At 52.4% G+C, this 18,377-nt stretch carries 15 protein-coding genes; 10 read left to right on the top strand and 5 right to left on the bottom strand.

Annotation, left to right across the window (positions count from 1 at the left end):
* The first annotated feature begins 105 nt into the window (after nucleotides 1-105).
* The 9 genes from BMW93_RS27520 (at nucleotide 106) to BMW93_RS27560 (ending at nucleotide 13,452) form a co-directional block, all read left to right on the top strand.
* Entirely contained in the window at nucleotides 106-1,347 is a 1,242-nt protein-coding gene (locus tag BMW93_RS27520; RefSeq protein ID WP_090384052.1) for a mandelate racemase/muconate lactonizing enzyme family protein, read from the top strand.
* 4 nt (nucleotides 1,348-1,351) lie between these two features.
* Nucleotides 1,352-2,593 (top strand): galactonate dehydratase, encoded by a 1,242-nt coding sequence (gene dgoD / locus BMW93_RS27525; protein WP_090384054.1) that lies wholly within the window; start codon nucleotides 1,352-1,354, stop codon nucleotides 2,591-2,593.
* 137 nt (nucleotides 2,594-2,730) lie between these two features.
* Nucleotides 2,731-5,721: a TonB-dependent receptor gene (locus BMW93_RS27530; protein ID WP_090384058.1), complete on the top strand. Its 2,991-nt coding sequence runs from the start codon at nucleotides 2,731-2,733 to the stop codon at nucleotides 5,719-5,721.
* A gap of 19 nt (nucleotides 5,722-5,740) precedes the next feature.
* Nucleotides 5,741-7,225: a RagB/SusD family nutrient uptake outer membrane protein gene (locus BMW93_RS27535; protein WP_090384061.1), complete on the top strand. Its 1,485-nt coding sequence runs from the start codon at nucleotides 5,741-5,743 to the stop codon at nucleotides 7,223-7,225.
* 114 nt (nucleotides 7,226-7,339) lie between these two features.
* Entirely contained in the window at nucleotides 7,340-9,604 is a 2,265-nt protein-coding gene (locus BMW93_RS27540) for a PQQ-binding-like beta-propeller repeat protein (protein ID WP_090384064.1), read from the top strand.
* 457 nt (nucleotides 9,605-10,061) lie between these two features.
* A complete protein-coding gene (locus BMW93_RS27545; protein WP_090384066.1) occupies nucleotides 10,062-11,069 on the top strand; it encodes a 2-dehydro-3-deoxygalactonokinase in 1,008 nt (335 codons plus the stop codon).
* Nucleotides 11,066-11,701 carry a bifunctional 4-hydroxy-2-oxoglutarate aldolase/2-dehydro-3-deoxy-phosphogluconate aldolase gene (locus tag BMW93_RS27550; RefSeq protein ID WP_090384069.1) on the top strand — a complete coding sequence of 212 codons (636 nt, stop codon included), beginning with the start codon at nucleotides 11,066-11,068 and terminating at the stop codon, nucleotides 11,699-11,701. Before BMW93_RS27545 ends, BMW93_RS27550 begins: the two co-directional genes overlap by 4 nt.
* A gap of 3 nt (nucleotides 11,702-11,704) precedes the next feature.
* Nucleotides 11,705-13,000, top strand: a complete 1,296-nt coding sequence (locus BMW93_RS27555) for an MFS transporter (RefSeq protein ID WP_090384072.1) — start codon at nucleotides 11,705-11,707, stop codon at nucleotides 12,998-13,000.
* Nucleotides 12,997-13,452: a GNAT family N-acetyltransferase gene (locus BMW93_RS27560; protein WP_090384075.1), complete on the top strand. Its 456-nt coding sequence runs from the start codon at nucleotides 12,997-12,999 to the stop codon at nucleotides 13,450-13,452. Before BMW93_RS27555 ends, BMW93_RS27560 begins: the two co-directional genes overlap by 4 nt.
* 15 nt (nucleotides 13,453-13,467) lie before the next feature.
* Here BMW93_RS27560 and BMW93_RS27565 read toward each other — a convergent pair whose 3' ends face one another.
* Together BMW93_RS27565 and BMW93_RS27570 are read right to left on the bottom strand one after the other, a co-directional pair.
* A complete protein-coding gene (locus BMW93_RS27565; protein ID WP_090384077.1) occupies nucleotides 13,468-13,758 on the bottom strand; it encodes a helix-turn-helix domain-containing protein in 291 nt (96 codons plus the stop codon).
* On the bottom strand, nucleotides 13,755-14,105 hold the full coding sequence (locus BMW93_RS27570; protein WP_090384080.1) for a type II toxin-antitoxin system RelE/ParE family toxin: 351 nt from the start codon (nucleotides 14,103-14,105) through the stop codon (nucleotides 13,755-13,757). Before BMW93_RS27570 ends, BMW93_RS27565 begins: the two co-directional genes overlap by 4 nt.
* Before the next feature lie 66 nt (nucleotides 14,106-14,171).
* Between BMW93_RS27570 and BMW93_RS35965 the strand changes: the two genes are divergently transcribed.
* Entirely contained in the window at nucleotides 14,172-14,363 is a 192-nt protein-coding gene (locus tag BMW93_RS35965) for a hypothetical protein (RefSeq protein ID WP_229240869.1), read from the top strand.
* On the opposite strand, the gene BMW93_RS27580 is transcribed toward BMW93_RS35965, so the two are convergent.
* From BMW93_RS27580 to BMW93_RS27590, 3 genes are all read right to left on the bottom strand, one after another.
* Nucleotides 14,360-14,707, bottom strand: coding sequence for a hypothetical protein (locus BMW93_RS27580; protein WP_090384082.1), 348 nt, complete (start codon nucleotides 14,705-14,707; stop codon nucleotides 14,360-14,362). The genes BMW93_RS35965 and BMW93_RS27580 overlap by 4 nt on opposite strands.
* A gap of 98 nt (nucleotides 14,708-14,805) precedes the next feature.
* Nucleotides 14,806-16,224 (bottom strand): DUF4932 domain-containing protein, encoded by a 1,419-nt coding sequence (locus BMW93_RS27585; RefSeq protein WP_143061739.1) that lies wholly within the window; start codon nucleotides 16,222-16,224, stop codon nucleotides 14,806-14,808.
* 81 nt (nucleotides 16,225-16,305) lie between these two features.
* Entirely contained in the window at nucleotides 16,306-18,252 is a 1,947-nt protein-coding gene (locus BMW93_RS27590) for an LTA synthase family protein (protein ID WP_090384087.1), read from the bottom strand.
* Nucleotides 18,253-18,377: the final 125 nt, after the last annotated feature.

Here is an 18,377-nt window from a genome sequence, read left to right on the forward strand (position 1 = left end):
TTGACCACACCTGACCACACCTGACTACACTTGACAATACCTGACCACACCCGACCACTGACAAAATCCGACTAACCCTTACCCATTACTATTACCATTACCATTATGCAAAGAAGAAACTTTATAAAAACAGCGTTCCTGGGCACCGCGGCCGTTGCGACCGGTTTTCCGTTTGTGCAAGCGCATGCGGCGTCCAAAATGAAGATTACGAAGATCCGGTACTACGCCGCGCCGGGGTATAACAAACCGCTTTTCAACCAGGCGCGCGGGATTGTAGAGATCGAGACCGACGGCGGCATTATCGGCATTGGCGAGGGCGGTTCGAGGGATATGATCGAGCAATGCGCGCAAATGATGATCGGCGAGGACCCGTTCCGCATCGAACACATCTGGCAGAACGTGTACCGCGGGATGTTCTACCCGCCGGGACGCGAGAAGCTGCACGCGTTGGGCGCTTTGGAAATGGCACTTTGGGATATCAAAGGCAAGGCGCTGAATGTGCCGGTGTACGAGCTGCTGGGCGGAGCGACGCGCGAGTACGTGGAATGCTACGCGACCGGTTTCCGTGCGTCGAAGGCCAAGACGGAAGAGGAGCGGGCCAGGGATTGCATCGAGGCAGGTTTGCGGTCCTACCGCATCGGGCCGACTGGCGGTAATGGCGACCAGCCGTTTGATTTTTATGAGAACGTGAAAAAGACGATCGATTTCTGCAAGCGGATCGACGAGGCCGTAGGCGGAGGCGGCAAGTGGGCCATCGACCTGCATACCCGCTTCGATATGACCGACGGCTTGAAGATCTGTACCGCGCTGGAATCGCTCGAACCGTACTTCGTGGAGGACATTATCCGTTCAGAGAATCCGTCGGTGTACAAAACTGTGCGTTCGATGACCAAGGTGCCTATTGCCGTGGGCGAGCAGTTCGGCGACCGCTGGGATTGTAACGAATTTATCGAAAACCGGTGGATCGATTACACCCGGTTCACACTGCCGAACACCGGCGGCATCAGCGAGTTCAAAAAGCTGGCTTCGATGTGCGAAACGCATTATGTGGGCATGATACCGCATTTCACGGGCCCGCTGGCGACGGCGACGCTGGTGCATGTGCTCGGTTCGAGCAGCCCGGCACGTGCGCTCATGGAGCTTGGCGGGGGCGAGCCGGAGCGGCCTCCGTATTTCAACGAGGATTTTATCAATTTCAAAAACGGTAAGCTGTATCTCAACGACGCGCCCGGGCTGGGGGTAAAATTTGATCCTAAAAAGGCGACTTTCATTATGGAGGTCAAAGAGAAAACCAAATTCCCGCACCCGATCCTGAAAAGTCCGGACGGCTCTATCCATAACTGGTAATGCTATGAAATCTAAACCTAAATCATTTTCCCGTCGTGCAGCCATTCAGTCGGTACTCGGCATCGCGGCAACGGGCACGATGCTACTGCCTAAAACATCGTATGCAACTAATCCAACGCCTTTTCAGGCGTATGGAAAGGTCAAGATCACGAAGTTGGAAACGTTCCTGGTAAAGCCGCGCTGGATTTTCCTCAAAATCCACACCGACGCCGGCGTCGTGGGCCTCGGTGAGCCACTGCTCGAAGGCCGCGCGCTGACCATTCAGACGGCCATCAAAGAAGTAGAGCCCTACCTGGTCGGCAAAGATCCGCGCGCAGTGGTACACCATTGGCAAGCCATTTACCGTCACGCATTTTATCGGGGCGGGCCGCTCCTCACGAGTGCTTTGAGTGGTATCGACCAGGCATTGTGGGACATTAAAGGCAAGCTCCTGGGCGTACCCGTGCACGAGCTCCTGGGCGGGCCCACCCGCGACCGCGTACGTATATATGGGCGCGCGTCCAACGCGGAGGACATGAAAAAGCGCAAAGCCGAAGGTTACACGATTATTAAAACCGGCGTGGCCAAAAAGAACCCGGCGAATATCGTCGAGAACATGGCCTTCATTAAATATGCGTCCGACAATTTTGCCTCGCTACGGGAAGCCGGCGGGCCGGAAATGGATATTGCTATTGACTTCCACGGAGCCGTTCCGCAGCAAACATCTAAGGTTTTGATCAAGGAATTGGAACAATACCAGCCGTTTTTCGTGGAAGAACCCTGCCAGGCGCAGAATGTGGACACACTTGTAGACATTGCGAGGGGGACCCACATTCCCATTGCGACCGGCGAGCGGATTTTTACCAAATGGGGCTTCCGCGAAATCCTCGAAAAAGGTGCTGCCAGCATTATCCAGCCGGATTTGTGCCACGCCGGCGGCATTACCGAAGGCAGGCTCATCGCCGGAATGGCCGAGGCCTATTACATTCCCATCGCCCCGCACAACCCGATGGGCCCTATCTCACTCGCTACCGGCCTGCAACTGGCTGCCAGCGTCCCGAATTTCCTCGTTCAGGAGCAGGTAACGCTGGGTGAAGGCTATCTCAAAGAACCATTCAAACTTCAAAAAGACGGAACCGTAATGGTACCTACCAAACCCGGCCTGGGCGTGGAACTTGACGAAGACGCGCTGAAAGACAAGATCGGGCACGACTGGAAGAATCCGGAGAGCTATAATGCGCTCGATGGGTCGGTCGTCGATTGGTAGGGTTCGACGGCTGACGGCCGATCGCATTAGGTAGCAGCACGACGCAATCGCGGTCGGCGGTCAGCCGTCGATCTGGGATCGTTGCATCCATACCTCAATAAAAACAGTATTTTAAAGCGTTTAACTATAAATTTTCCATGAAAAAAATTCTGAGTTTATGCATGGTCTTACTCGGCCTGGGCGGCGGCGGTTTGCTTGCCCAGAATGCCAGGGTGACCGGAAAAGTGACGGACCAGGACAATGCGGCGCTGCCCGGCGTGAGCATCCTGATCAGCGGGACCTCACAGGGTACCGTGACCGACGGTGAGGGCAATTACGCCATCCAGGCGCCGGGAAATGGCACGCTGGTGTTTTCGTTTATCGGCTATGAAAGTCAGACGGTGGAGATCGGCAACCGGTCGGTGGTCGACATTAAACTGGCGCAGGGCTCGCGGAGTTTGAACGAGGTCGTGGTAGTAGGTTATGGTACGCAAAGAAAAACCGACGTCACCGGCGCATTGTCGGTCGTATCGACGCGGGAATTTTCACAACAACCCATTACCCGCCTCGACCAGGTGTTGCAGGGGCGTGCGGCCGGCGTGCAGGTAACGCAATCCAACGGTGCGCCGGGCGGGGATTCGAAAGTACGGGTCCGTGGTGCGAATTCGGTGCTTGGTAACAACGACCCGTTGTATGTGATCGACGGTTTTGTGGGTGCCAATTACAATTTGCTGAACCCCAATGATATCGAATCGCTGCAAGTGCTGAAAGATGCTGCTTCGACCTCGATCTACGGTAGTCGCGGCGCGAACGGCGTGATTATCATTACCACTAAAAAGGGTACCAAAGGCATTAAGGTAAGTTATGAAGGCCAGGGAAGCGTTTCGAATGTGATCAAGCGGTTCGATATCCTGCCGGCGGGCGAGTTTGCGGAGATCGTGAATGCACGTGCCACCGCTACGGGTTCGAATGCACCGTTCACGCAGGCGCAGATCGACGATTTCAAAAAGAATGGCGGTACCGACTGGCAGGACCTCGTTTACCGTAAGGGAAGCGGCCAGCAGCATCAGGTAACGGTTTCGGGAGGAAATGAAAAGACTTCGTTCCTCATTTCGGGTAACTATGTGAACCAGAAAGGGATCGTGAACAATAGCGGGTTCAAGCGCTATGTTTTAAGAACTAATCTGAGTACTCAAATCAATAAAAACCTGGCATTGCGGCTCAATTTGTCGGGTGCGAAGACGGCCAACCACAATACGGACGGCGGCGGTGCGCTGATCGAGGCATTGCAATGGGCGCCTACCACGCCTGCGTACGGTACCGACGGCCAGCCGACTTTCGCAGATCCGATCGGCTCCGTTTCGAGAAGCCCGCTGGATAATTTGTACGACAAATCCATCGACACCGAACGGATGAATATCAATGCGATTGGCGGGCTCACGTACCAATTGCCGATCACCGGCCTTTCGCTCGATTTGCAATATGCGATCAACTACCTCGATGCGCAGAACAAGAACTTCAACGGCAAGCGCCTTTCGAACAACAACCCGAATGCGACCCGCTACTCGGCCGACCAGGTTACCTTGCAGAATACCAATGCATTGAACTACAACCGCACATTCGGCAACCATTCCATTACAGCGGTAGCCGTTTTGGAAACGCAGCAGTTTACCGACAAAAACTTCACCGCAACTGCCAACGGGCTCCGTTTCCCGCAATTGGGCTACGACAATATCGGCGGCAACTCGGCTGCGACGGTGAACTCGGGTTTCTCCAAATGGACGTTGCTTTCATTGCTGGGACGTGTGAACTATGCATTTAAGGACAAATACCTCATCACGGCCGCCATTCGCCGGGATGGTTCTTCGAAATTCAGTAAGGATAACCGGAACAGCGTTTTCCCGTCGGTGGCATTGGGCTGGCGGCTTTCTGAGGAGGAGTTTATCAAAAACCTGAATGTATTCTCGAACCTGAAATTGCGCGGAAGCTGGGGTAAAACCGGTAGCCAGGCGATTAGCCCGTATGCGACATTATCGCCCTACAACTCTACGCAGGTCGGTTTCAATAACACGGCTGTAACGGCGGGCGTGATCCAGGGCAACCAGGGCAACAAAAACCTGAAATGGGAAACGACCACTCAAACCGACGTCGGTATTGAAGTGGAAATCCTCAAAGGCCGTCTGCATTTCGAAGCCGATTATTTCAACAAAAGCACGACCGACCTGCTGCTGAATGTGCAGTTGCCCAACTACGCGGGCGGGGGTACGCAGCCGCGTAACGTGGGAGAGATCCGGAACCGTGGTTTTGAGTTCGCTATCGGTGGTACGCCGATCGAAAAAGGGAAATTCAGCTGGGAAACAAACCTGAACCTGTCGACGCTGAAAAACGAAGTGGTAAGCCTCGGCGGATTGCCACGGCTCGGGACCGGAACCGGCGCGGGCGGGGGTATGTCCATTACCAACGAGTTTATGCTCATGCCCGGCCAGCCGCTGGGCTCGTATTGGGGCCTCAAATACCTCGGTACTTTCAAACCCGATGAGGCCGATATCGCCGCCAAGCAGGGCCGCGTTCCCGGCGATCCGCATTATGAAGACGTGAATGGCGACAATGCGATCACCACCGATGACTTCCAGATTGTCGGCCACGCGTTCCCTAAACTGACCGGCGGTTGGAATAACACCTTTACGTATAGTGGTTTTACCCTCAATGTATTCTTCCAGGGCGCATTCGGGGTCGATAAACTAAACTATACCCGTGCGGGTGCCATGTCGGGATCGGGTGAAGCGCGGCAGTTCCTGCTGACCGAAATCCGTGACTACTACCGTCCAGGCAATGAAGATTCGGATATTCCGGCATTTACCAAAACCTATCAGCCATTCACGCAGTCGAGCCGGTTTGTCGAAAACGGAAGTTTTGTGCGATTGAAAAACGTGAGCCTGGCTTACAATGTGCCATCGTCGGTTTTCAAGGATAAAGCCAATATCCGCATTTTCGCCAGTGCTACCAACCTGTTTACTATCACCAAATACAGCGGTCCGGACCCGGAAACGAGCAACGTAGGTTCCAGCACGGACACGGCGATCGGTATCGACCGTGGTTCGTATCCGAATGCGAAGGTGTATACGGTAGGTCTCACACTTGGGTTTTAAACCATTTCAAAAAACAGACATGAAAAAAATAACCATACTTCTTTTAAGCGGCCTGCTTCTGACGGGAGCCGGTTGCAGCGATTACCTCGATGAGGATACGACCGGACTTTTGTACGGGCCTAATGTGCTTTCGACACAGGACGGGCTGGAATCGGCGCTGACCGGTGCTTACAAGGGCCTGGCGAACCAATGGACTTACGGGTTCTTGCACCCGTCGGCCAATGCGGCAGTACTTGGCGCGGACGATGTTACCACCCACCCGGCGAGTAACAAGGCCGACTGGCGGGAGTTTGATCAGTTCAATGTGTCGACGACCAACCAGCGTTCGAATGCGGTTTACAATGGTTGCTACAAAGCCATTCAGGGCGCGAACAATGTGATTAACAACTATGAAAAAACAGTGGGTACGAAAGCGACGATCGACATTATTGTCGGCGAGACATATTTCATCCGCGCGTTTTCCTACTACTGGCTGACCCGTTTCTGGGGCAATATTCCGTTGATCCTCGCCGGGGAATATTCCGATGAATTGCTGACCGTCAAAAAGTCGACGCCACAGGAAATTTATGACCTGATCGTGGCCGATCTGAAAGTGGCTGAAACGAATCTGCCGAATGCGAAACGTGATCCGGGCCGCCCGAACAAAGGCTCTGCGAAAGCATTCCTCGCGGACGTGTACCTCACCATGGCAGGCTGGCCGCTGAAACAAACCGATAAATACGACCTCGCCGCGGCAAAAGCCAAGGAAGTGATCGACAATGCGGCTACCTACGGCTTCGAGTTGCTGCCGACCTTCGCGGCTGTTTTTGAAAACGATCCCGCATCGCCGGGGACCAAGGAGGCAGTGTTCCAGATTAGCGGCTATCTCGGCGGCAGCGGTACCGCGAATGCGACTTACGGCAATACGACCATGCCTGGTGAAGAAGGTGGATGGGACGATATGTTTGCGGAGCTTAATTTCTTCCGCGATTTTCCCGCAGGACCCCGCAAGGACGCTACTTTCCGTACTGAATTCGGGTTAGGCGCTACTAAAATTCCCTGGCAAAGCAGTTTGACCAAACATCCTTACTACCAGAAATGGTATATCAAAGGCAACATCGTGACGTCCAGCATTTCGCTGCCTTCGGTGATGATGCGTTACCCGCACGTGCTGACGATCTACGCAGAAGCCAAAGCACGCGGCACCGGCGGTCCCGATCAGGCGGCTTACGATGCATTGAACAAAGTTCGCCTGCGTGGCCGCGCGACCGGTACCAAGGCATTGACGCCGGGTGACGGCCTTACCGCAGCACAGTTTGCCGACGAAGTCGTGCAGGAACGCGCGTGGGAGTTCGCCTGCGAGCGCACGCGCTGGTTCGACCTCGTGCGCCTGGAAAGGGTGGAAGAAGCTAACTCGAAAAGGAGTGCCGACGATTTGCAGCCGATCAAGCCGATCGTGAAAGCGAATTACTGGTTCCCGCTGCCTTACACGGATACGTCCATTAATCCAAATTTGAATCAATAGCGGTTCGCCTGTGCCTTTGACTTCGCTGGCTGACAAGAGCAGTGTCAGCCAGAGCGGAGTCGAAGGCGGGCGAAAACCCCGATTTATTTGTTAGATGCCCACATTTTAAATGATATGATGCTCCGCTTCCCGATCATATTCTCTTTATTGCTAGCCACATTTTGTGCATTGGCGGCAGCTGTTTACAACGACGGCGACAGCCACTTCCTGGACGACCGTGTCCCGGACGACCGTTTCACGGACGAGCGCGTCCCGGACGATCCCAAAAACGCCGACTGGCCGGTGTATGGCGGCAACAGTGCCGGCAACCGCTATTCTTCGTTGACCCAGATCAATAAGGATAATGTGAAAAACCTGCAACCGGCCTGGACGTACGACACGGGCGAAAACAACAAGCCCGGGGAGCGCGGCATGGATATGCAATGCCAGCCGATCGTGATCGACGGTATTATGTACGGCACGACGCCGCGGTTGAAAGTATTTGCCGTCGAAGCGGCGACGGGCAGGGAGCTATGGAAGTTTGACCCATTCGAAGGAAAACGACCGCGGTTCCATCCGATGCGGGGCGTGGTGTATTGGTCGGAGGGGAGCGATAAGCGCATTCTGTTCACGGCCGGGGCATCATTGTTTGCATTGAATGCGGAAACCGGAAAGCTGGTGGAAAGTTTTGGTAAAAGCGGCGAGGTTGATTTTCACGACGGCCTCGGCGATGAGGCGACTTACGGTTATGATCCATCCCAGTTTAATATTCGGAACACTACGCCGGGCGTGGTTTACAAAAACCTGCTCATTACCGGTTCGTCGGTTTCGGAAGGAGGTGATGCATTGCCGGGACACATCCGGGCATTCGACGTGCGTACGGGCAAGGTCGCCTGGGTGTTCCGCACGATTCCGCTGCCGGGAGAATACGGGTATGATACGTGGGCAAAAGATTCCTACAAAAAACTCGGCGGCGCCAATTGCTGGGCCGGAATGGTAATTGATGAAAAACGGGGGACGGTATTTCTGGGTACCGGCTCGCCATCTGTGGATTTTTATGGAGGGGCAAGAAAGGGAAGTAACCTCTTCGCGAATTGCGTGATCGCGCTCAACGCGCAGACAGGCAAGCGGATCTGGCATTTTCAGACCGTTCACCACGACCTTTGGGACAGGGACATTCCTTGCCCGCCGAATTTGATTCGGGTGAAGAGAAATGGCAAAATGGTGGATGCCGTAGCACAGGCGACCAAGGATGGCTACGTATTCCTGTTCGACCGGGATACGGGTAAACCGCTCTTTCCCGTAAAAGAAATACCGGTCCCCAAGGCGAAACCCTTGCCCGGTGACCAGCCCTGGCCGACGCAGCCGGTACCAGTCAAACCGGTCCCATTTGCCAACCAGACATTAACCGAAGCCGATATTACCACCCGCACCCCCGAGGCGCACGCCTACGTGCTCGACCGCTTCCGCAGCAGCAACAAAGGCCCGAAAAACCAGCCACCCGATTTGGACGGAGGTTTGTTATACGGCATCGGAGGAGGCGCCGAATGGGGCGGTACAGCGGCCGATCCGGAAGGTATTATCTATGTGAATGGTAATAATATGCTCTGGTGGCTCAAAATGCGGGACGCGAAGGAGACACAGAAGGGTGAGGTATTATCAAGAGGTCAGGTTTTGTTCAACACGAATTGTGCGGCTTGCCACGCTACCGATTCGAAGAATGTGACGGCTTCGGCTTCCGCACAGGCTTATCCGGTTTTGAAAGACATCGGCCAGCGCCTGAACCGCGAGCAGATCGGCGCATTGCTGGAAACCGGTAGGGGAAGGATGCCTTCGTTCCAGCATATTTCAAAAGACGACCGTGCGGCGATCATCGATTTCCTGCTAAAAACAGAACCTAAGCCCACTGCGAACGACATCCACGCACAAACAGCGACCACGTCGTCCAAAAGCAATGCCGTTTTCCCACACCAGCCGCCCTATGTGAACAACGGCAATGTCCAGTTCCGCGATCAGGACAATTACCCGGCCATAAAGCCACCCTGGGGTACGCTGAACGCTATTAACATGAACACCGGCGAATACCTCTGGAAAGTTACGCTCGGCGAATATCCCGAATTGACGAAACAAGGTATTCCGCCTACCGGTACCGAAAACCACGGCGGCCCGCTCGTGACGGCAGGCGGTCTGCTCTTTATCGCAGCGACCTATGACGAAAAGCTCCGTGCATTCGACACCAAAACCGGCAAAGTCGTTTGGGAATACAAATTACCGGCAGGCGGTTTTGCAACGCCTATTACCTATATGGTCGATGGAAAGCAATATATTGCAATCGCAGCCGGCGGCACGAGATACGGCCTGAAGCCCGGCGGCAATTACATCGCATTCGCGTTGCCGTAATGGCATTGGGGGCCGTCGATTAAAATCGACGGAAATGGAAATAGGCGAATTCGCATTTGTGGTGCCGTGGTGTATCGTTTGCCGTCGATTAAAATCGACGGGAATGGAAATAGGCGAATTCGCATTTGTGGTGTTGTCATGCATCGTTTGCCGTCGATTAAAATCGACGGGAATGGGAAATAAGCGAATTCGCATTTGGGTGCCGTGGCGTATCGTTTTCCGTCGATTAAAATCGACGGGAATGGAAATAGGCGAATCGCAATTATGGTACCGTGATGTATCGTTTCCCGTCGACTAAAGTCGACGGAAATGGAGAAATGCGAATTCGCATTTGTAGTGCCGTAACGCATCTTTTACCGTCGACTTAAGTCGACGGAGGAAAAGCTAAACAAGTGCCGTAGGCACAAACATTTACTAACCCGGGATTTCAATCCCGGTACCTAACAAAAAAGAAACCATGAGTAAACACCTGCTAAGTTGTGACTGGGGAACGTCCTCGTTCCGGTTGAGGCTGGTCAATGTGAAGGATCACGATGTGGTAGGAGAGGTGACGTCTGCCAACGGGATCGGGGCCGTTTACAACGCCTGGCGGGAAGCCCACAGTACCGGTAATGTCCCGCGTGGCGAATATTTCCGTTCGATTATCGCCACACAGATCACCGCATTGAACAAGCAAACCGGGATAAACCTCTCCGGTGTGCCGATTGTTCTGTCCGGCATGGCTTCTTCCTCGATCGGGATGGAGGAGCTGGCTTACGCGCGGTTGCCATTTGCATTGGATGGGGCGCACCTCGGTATGCGGCATTATGAAGAGCAACCGGATTTTCCGCACGAAATCACGTTGATCTCCGGTGTGCGGAGCGATCACGACGTGATGCGCGGCGAAGAGACCCAGCTCATTGGCCTCGGCGCCGCAATGGACCTTTCGGGCCGGGACGCGATATTCATTTTCCCGGGCACGCATTCGAAGCATATGTTCGTGCGCGACGGCCGGTTGATTGATTTCAAGACTTTTATGACGGGAGAAATCTTTCATTTAATGGCTAATCAAAGTATTCTCAAAGACTCCATCCACCATTATCACCAGCCGGATTTCGACGAAGAAGCGGTAGCCGCATTCCGTGCGGGCATACGCGAGTCGGGTACGGGAAATATTTTAAATGCATTATTTACAGTAAGAACCAACCAGCTTTTTGATTTATTAAATAAGCGGGAAAACGGAATGTTCCTGAGCGGGTTACTGATCGGCTACGAGATACGCGACCTGACGAAGGAAACCAGCGCACACCTCGTGCTTTGCGGCGGCAATAACCTGTACCAATTGTACAAAACCGCGATCGAGACATTGAGCCTGGCGGGTAGGGCGACCATTATCCCGTCCGAAATCGTCGACCGTGCAGCAACCACCGGGCATATCCGGATTTTTGAGAACCAACATTTAACATTGAATAAAACTAATTTATGAGTGAGCGTACATTTTCGTGGGAATTGTTCAACAAGGCGCCGTTGGTCGGCATTATCCGCAACGTATCGCCGGAGGACGTCAAGCGCATCCTGCCCATCTACCGCGAGGCGGGTTTGACGACCGTCGAAATCACGATGAACACGCCCGGTGCGACGGACATGATCCGTTATGCACTGGAAAACGAGCATTACGGCCTGAATATCGGTGCGGGAACGGTTTGTACCAAGGAGGATCTGGATTTGGCGCTGGACGCGGGAGCGCAGTTTATTGTGACACCGGTTTTAAGTAAAAAGGTGGTTAAATCCTGTGTCAAAAAGGGCGTTCCGGTATTTCCCGGCGCTTATACACCCACTGAAATCTTTAATGCCTGGTCGCTGGGCGCGTCGATGGTAAAGATATATCCTGCGACCGCATTGGGGCCGGGCTATATCAAAGACCTCAAAGCGCCGATGAACGAGCTGAAACTCCTGCCGACCGGCGGCGTGAGCCTCGAAAACATGGAGGCCTTCCTGAAAGCGGGCGCCAATGGGCTGGGTATAGGCGGGCAATTATTTGACAAAAAGCTGATCCAGGACAAAGACTGGGACGGACTGAAAGCACATTTCCTTCAATTCGCAAAAAAACTCGCTTAACCAATGGGTAAAATCAGGAATTACCGCTGGATCATTGTGGTCCTGCTCTTTCTCGCTACGACCATCAATTACCTCGACAGGCAGATCATCGGTCTCCTGAAACCCATTCTGGAAAAAGAATTCGTCTGGACCGAAACAGACTTTGCCCGCATTGTCATGGCCTTTACCGCCGCCTACGCCATCGGTTTGCTCGTTTTTGGCTGGCTGATCGATAAAATCGGCACCAAAGCCGGGTACTCGTTTACCATCATCTTTTGGAGTATCGCAGGTATGCTGCACGCGGTTGCACGCAGCGCATTCGGGTTCGGGGTTGCGCGTGTGGGCCTGGGCCTGGGAGAGGCTGGTAATTATCCAGCGGCAGTGAAAACCGTCGCAGAATGGTTCCCGAAAAAGGAAAGGGCTTTGGCCACGGGCCTTTTCAATGCCGGTACCAGTATTGGGGTGGTAGTAGCGCTGATACTCGTTCCCTGGATATTGAGCCATTATGGTTGGCAGGAAGTATTCTGGATCACGGGCGCACTGGGTTTTGTGTGGCTGATTTTCTGGTGGATATTTTACGATATTCCCGTAAAACAGAAGCGATTGAGCTCCGAGGAACTCCATTACATTCTCAGCGGGCAGGATCAGGACGAAAACGAAGCCGAAAAGCAGCCGGTGAAATGGATCAAACTATTCACTTTCCCGCAGACCTGGGCCTACATTACCGGCAAAGGGCTCATCGACCCCATTTACTGGTTCTTCCTGTTTTGGCTGCCTTCCTATTTTGCGTCGACATACCATCTCGACCTTAAAAGGCCGAGTCTGGAGTTGATGCTTATTTACACTGCGACGACCGTGGGCAGTATTGCAGGCGGTTACCTGTCGTCCTGGTTGATCAAACGGGGCTGGCCGACGCTCAAAGCACGTAAAACGGTTCTGCTGGGTCTGGCATTCTGTGAATTGTCCGTGATACTGATCCAGTTTTCGAGCGGCGTCTGGATGGCCGTCGGGCTGATCAGCGTGGCCGTGGCATTGCACCAGGCCTGGGCAACGAACGTATTCACATTACCATCGGACCTTTTCCCTAAACAAGCGGTAAGCTCAGTTGTAGGCATCGGTGGGATGGCCGGAGCGGTCGGTGGTATCCTTTTCCCGATGCTGATCGGCAGCTTACTCGACAGCTACAAGGCAGCCGGGAACATCCAGGCGGGATATAACATCATTTTTACAATCTGCGGTTTTACTTATCTTGTGGCGTGGCTGATTATCCATTGGCTCACCCGAACGCCCAAAGTGGTAGAACTCGAAGAATTGCAATGATCATTTTAAGAAGAACCGACTCCGACGATCCCGATTTCCAGGCATTGGTAAAACTGTTGGACGCCGACCTCGCTATCCGCGACGGTGCCGACCACAGTTTTTATTCTCAATTCAATAAAATCGACAAAATCCGCCACACCGTAGTCTGCTATGAATATGGGCAGCCCATCGGCTGCGGTGCCATCAAAGCATTCAGCGACGAGGCCATGGAAGTAAAGAGGATGTATGTCTCACCCGAAGGTCGCAACAAAGGTGTCGCCTCCCGCATCCTCGCGGACCTGGAAGCCTGGGCGTTCGAACTGGGCTACCTCCGATGCGTTCTCGAAACCGGCAAACGCCAGCCCGAAGCCATCGCGCTCTATGAAAAAAACGGCTACCGGCGGACGGAAAATTACGGGCAGTATGTGGGGGTGGAGAATAGTGTTTGTTTTGCGAAGGGGTTGGCAAGCTAGACTACCATGGAGGCATTAAATTAATTCAATTTGCAGTTTGACATTAGCTTGCAGGGCGCTGAAAACACGGAGCAGGGTGTCAAGCGTAACATTTCCGGCATTGTTTTCCAGCCTTGAAATTTGCGCTTTTTGAACGCCTATTAATTCGCCCAGTGCTTCCTGAGTGATCTTTCTTTTCTTGCGTGTTTGTTTAATGGCCGCTCCGACCAACTCCAATTGTAGCTCATATTCATAACGATCACGCTCTGGTGTCCCAGTTTTACCGATGATCTCGTCTTCAAGTTCATCAAGGGTGTATGTTTTCATAAGTTTGATTTTTTATCGAGAAAGTATTTAGTCCTAAGGTTTTGAGCCTTTAATATTTCATAATCTGACACCTTACTTTGCTTTTTAAGAAAGCCGTGAGTCGAAATGACCAGGGTATTCAAATTATCTGTTTTATCCCAGAAGGCCAACATTCGATACTGTATCCCATCGTAGTGTGTTCGGAATTCCCAAATATCCGCGTTCAGCTTTTTGAATAGGGCAGAATCCATGCGAGATTGGGATCTTCTGATGTTTGCCATTATTTTCGCGGCTGCTTTTTTATCCAACGATTTCAAAAAGCTGGTTGCTTGATCAAGGAAGACTACATTAAAAAACCTGTCGATCATCGAGATAAATAAAGATAGTAAAAGTTTCGTTATGAGGAAACTTTTGGGTTGCGACGATGAAAATAAATGCAACTATCCAGACTCATCAAGATTAAAGAGCAGGGAGTATTAACCAGTTACCAATCGGCTGGAATCGGATGGCGGTTACCCGAAGCCATCGCGCTGTATGAGAAAAGCGGCTACCGCCGGACGGAGAATTACGGGCAGTATGTGGGGGTGGAGAATAGTGTTTGTTTTGCGAAGGGGTTGGGGGACTAGTCTTTTTTGATCGCCGTAATTTCAATGGAAGGAAATACAATCATAGATGTCGGCCCGAAGAAGCATTCCTTTTTGAGATTTCCGCTGATGGTGTAGTCTGGAATGCCGTTGTTCTCGCTTTTCGCCCAGAGCGAATCTACATCGCATGCCCACGCCGAGGTCTTGCTAAGCGTGATTGGGTGGGTGAATGTAAATAATCCGGCACTTTCATGAACAGCGCGGGTGTTTTTAAGAACCAGCAAGGTGGGGCCTTCGCAACCACAATCGGGTTGTGGATCATCTTTCGAGCATGACAGGATAATGGAGGTTGCACAAACGGCGAAGAGAACGAATAATTTTTTCATGTCGACAGACGCGTTAGGTTGCTTTAAAATGGATTTTAAGCAAGATTAAATACCGGTTACTTTGGTTGGAATTTAAAAATTGTCTGAAAATCAATCTTTTACTTATTTGCTTCACACCACTCCACAATCGCCGGATACAAATCCGCCACAGTCTGCCCTTTTTTCCGCGCTTTGTAAATTTTAACCAAAAACTGGTCAAATTCCTTAAAGCGCCGGAAGCCCCTGAAATTGACCATCATATCCTCGTTGGAGGCGATGAGTTTTTCCTGCTCGGCGGGCGGCGCGTAGTCGATATAACGGAGGCTTACGAGGGCCCAATTCATGTATTCGTCGAAGGATGATTCAGGCGTGTTGTAGTAGCGGGCTGGCTTGCTGTTGTCGTTCCAGATGGAGAGGTCGGAGAATGCTTTTTGAATGCGGGCGTGGTAGGCGGTTTTTTGGCCTTCGGGGCCGATGAAACTGTGGTTGAATTCCGTAAAAACGATGTTACCGTCCATCACGAACCGGGCTTTTTCCGACCATTCGGAAGGTACTCCGGCTTTATGAAACGGAAAATTGACGTGTGCCTGCGCTTCGCGGAAACCATCGAGGTCGAAGAAGCTGGCCGATTGATTGGCGCTTACCAGTGGCGAGAAGATGATTTTGAACGCGTCGTAACGGGTCGAAGGGAAGTTCCGGGCAAGCCAGCGCTGCATTTCCGGCACGCCGATCGAGTCGCGGTAGGCCTGGATCAGGCGGTCGTAGTAGGAGCGGTGCGCATTGTAAAATTCCTCAAAACGGCTTGCCTTTCCGAAATTTTCCAGATCGGGAAGATAGTAGCGGAAATTATTGGTGTATGAATTGCCAATGCGGTCGTACACAGGGCCCTGGGTGATTTTACCGTCCGCCGCCAGTTCGAATGGGTAGGCATCCATTTTGATCGCATGAATACCCCCGTCGACGCCAAGTCCTGTGTTCACCTTTTTGACAACCTCATGACTGGTATATGGCTCAAACCACTCCATAACCTCACGATAGTAGTCCGTGTCACGGTTGACCAGCCCATTAATGTTCCGGCCACGGTCTGTTAATGCAAATACAATGTTGATCAGCTCGTATACCTTGGGGATCTCGACAATGGTTTTACCTCGGTGCGCAGCCTGGTACTCCTTCGAAAACTGTGCGCGGGGTACGAACTGAATGCCTTTAAATTCCGTAAATGCGCTGTCTTTTCCGTTGAGCAGAACCACGAACGGATAGCTTTTGCCGGGTTCGAGTTCGAAAACAACGGAGTCGCGGTTGGTGATAAAGGCGAAACGTTTGCTTTTTCCCTCGATGTATGCATCGTAAACATCCGGCCGGATTTGCGGCGAAATATTCCAGTTTCCTGTAACCAGCTGGTCGCCCTCGCGTATGTCCGCACGGACGCTATCCGCTTGTACGACAGGCATATGTTGCCCGCGCACGTGCGTGGCTGCGTATAAGGATATCAGTGTCAGTAAAATGCAGTTCGTAGCAATGTTCGTACAAATTCTCAAAGTCCGGCGGTTATGATGTTGTAACCGTGAATATAACGTTTGTATAATTTCCTGAAAAAGTTGTAACCGATAATTTCGTAACTATTTTTTCATCATGCCGTTCCTGAACTGAAAACTTGCTGCCTGATACCAGGAAATGGCTTCGTTAACCAGAGATCTGTTCTGTGAAGTTTGACGCGCGGACCCGTCTTTGAAGTCGGGGATGAATGTGGAGGCAATTCGTTGGGGTTTCAATATCACCAATGAGTCGTGTTTAATGTAACCCAGACTTTGATAAGTGCTGACAAATGCCCGCTCACGACCCGGTTCCAGCTGGAAAATATCGTAGCCGAAAAATTGGCTGCGGTAGGAAAAATTGAGAAGGCCCAGAACAGTCGGGCCGATGTCGATCTGGCTCATGAGCCTTGGCATAATACCGGGCGGTATGAAGCCCGGCGCGTAAATCAGTAAAGGTATCTTGTACCGGTTGACGGGCAAATCGGTCTTGCCCGCGCTGGATGCACAGTGGTCGGCCACAATGACGAACAACGTGTTTTTGAACCAGGGCTTGTTCCGGGCACTGCGGATAAACTGCCCGATGGCAAAGTCGGTATATTTTACCGCACCATCGCGGCCGGAATGCGAAGGAATATCGATCCTTCCTTCGGGATAGGTATAGGGCCGATGGTTGGATGTGGTCATGATATGAGCAAAAACGGGTTTGCCGTTTTTTGCATCCGAGTCGATCTCGCGGACTGCCAGTTCGAAAAGGTTTTCGTCCGCTACCCCCCAGATGTTCTCATAGTCGATATCCTTTTTCGAAAGGGCGGTCCGGTCGACGACCCCGTAGCCATTATGGCCGAAGAAATAACCCATATTGTCGAAATAGCCATAGCCGCCGTATATGAACCGGGCCTGGTATCCTTTGCTTCGCAGGACGCTGCCCATCGAGAAAAGGTCTTCGTTATGCGGTCGGCGGACAATGGACTGGCCCGGCGTTGGTGGGGCACATATGGATAATGCTTCCAAACCGCGGACCGTGCGTGTGCCGGTGGCGTACAGGTTTGTGAAAAGAAGGCTCCGGCTGGCGAGCGAGTCGAGGAAGGGCGTAATTCCCTGGGTATTGCCAAAGCTTCCGAGAAAGTCGGCGCTAAGGCTTTCGACGCTGATGAGGATAATATTTTTGTGCAGTTCGGTGCCGGTATTGACGATATCCCTTTCAATAGAGAACCGCTTGTCGTCGACAAAACGGCTTTCCGGTGTTTTCACAAGCGAACGTATCGTCGCCGATGCACGGCGTTCATCCATTTTGGCGTAGAACTGGTTGTAATCCAGTTCGTTGTTGCGATAGGCTGCAAACAGCTCATACATTCCGTTGCCGGCGAGCTCATTGACAAAGATATTATTGCTGAACTGCCTGAGTTTGTTATCGAATGTCAAGAAAACCGTCGCAAGTACCGCGAAATACGCAACGGCAACGAGCGATCGTCGGCCGAAACGCATTTCAATCCATGCAAACCGGGTGGAGAACCGGGATACCAGCACTGTCAACACGACTGCCAGCACGAGCAGTATGCACACGATCACTTCCACCGGGTAGGATTGGCGGATGTTGCCGACGACTTCCTGCGTGTAGACCAGGTAATCGACGGCAATGAAATTGAACCGCGAACCAAATTCGTCCCAGAATACCCATTCGGAAACGGCGTTGAGCAGGAGAAGAAAAATGAGGATGAAAGTCAGGACATTCGCTGCTATTTTAAATGTTTTTTTGCCAGCGTACCGGGACGGCATCACCCAGCCGAAGAGCATTATCGGAAGGATGAAATACAATGCATTGAGGATGTCGTAAAACAATCCTATGCCGAAGATACCGAGGAGGCTGGTCGGGCTATAATCCAGGTCGTTGCCGGCCTTCCACATCAATGCAATGCGGGTGAGCATGGAGATGCCGGTGAGCAGCAGGGCTATCAGCGTAGGCCGCGAAAGAAAATCGGATTTTAAACGTAACGGGCTTGTTCTTTCGATTCGCTGGACGGCGATTTCCATTTCTCGCAAAATTTGGTGGTGTCAGGCGGCATTGATATGCCATCAGGCGCTGAACCTACCATTGAATTCTGAATTCTTTTTGAATTTGCGAGACCGAGCCTGCACAGGTAACTGGAAGCGTTAGC

The organism is Dyadobacter sp. SG02, assembly GCF_900109045.1.
Taxonomy (GTDB): domain Bacteria; phylum Bacteroidota; class Bacteroidia; order Cytophagales; family Spirosomataceae; genus Dyadobacter.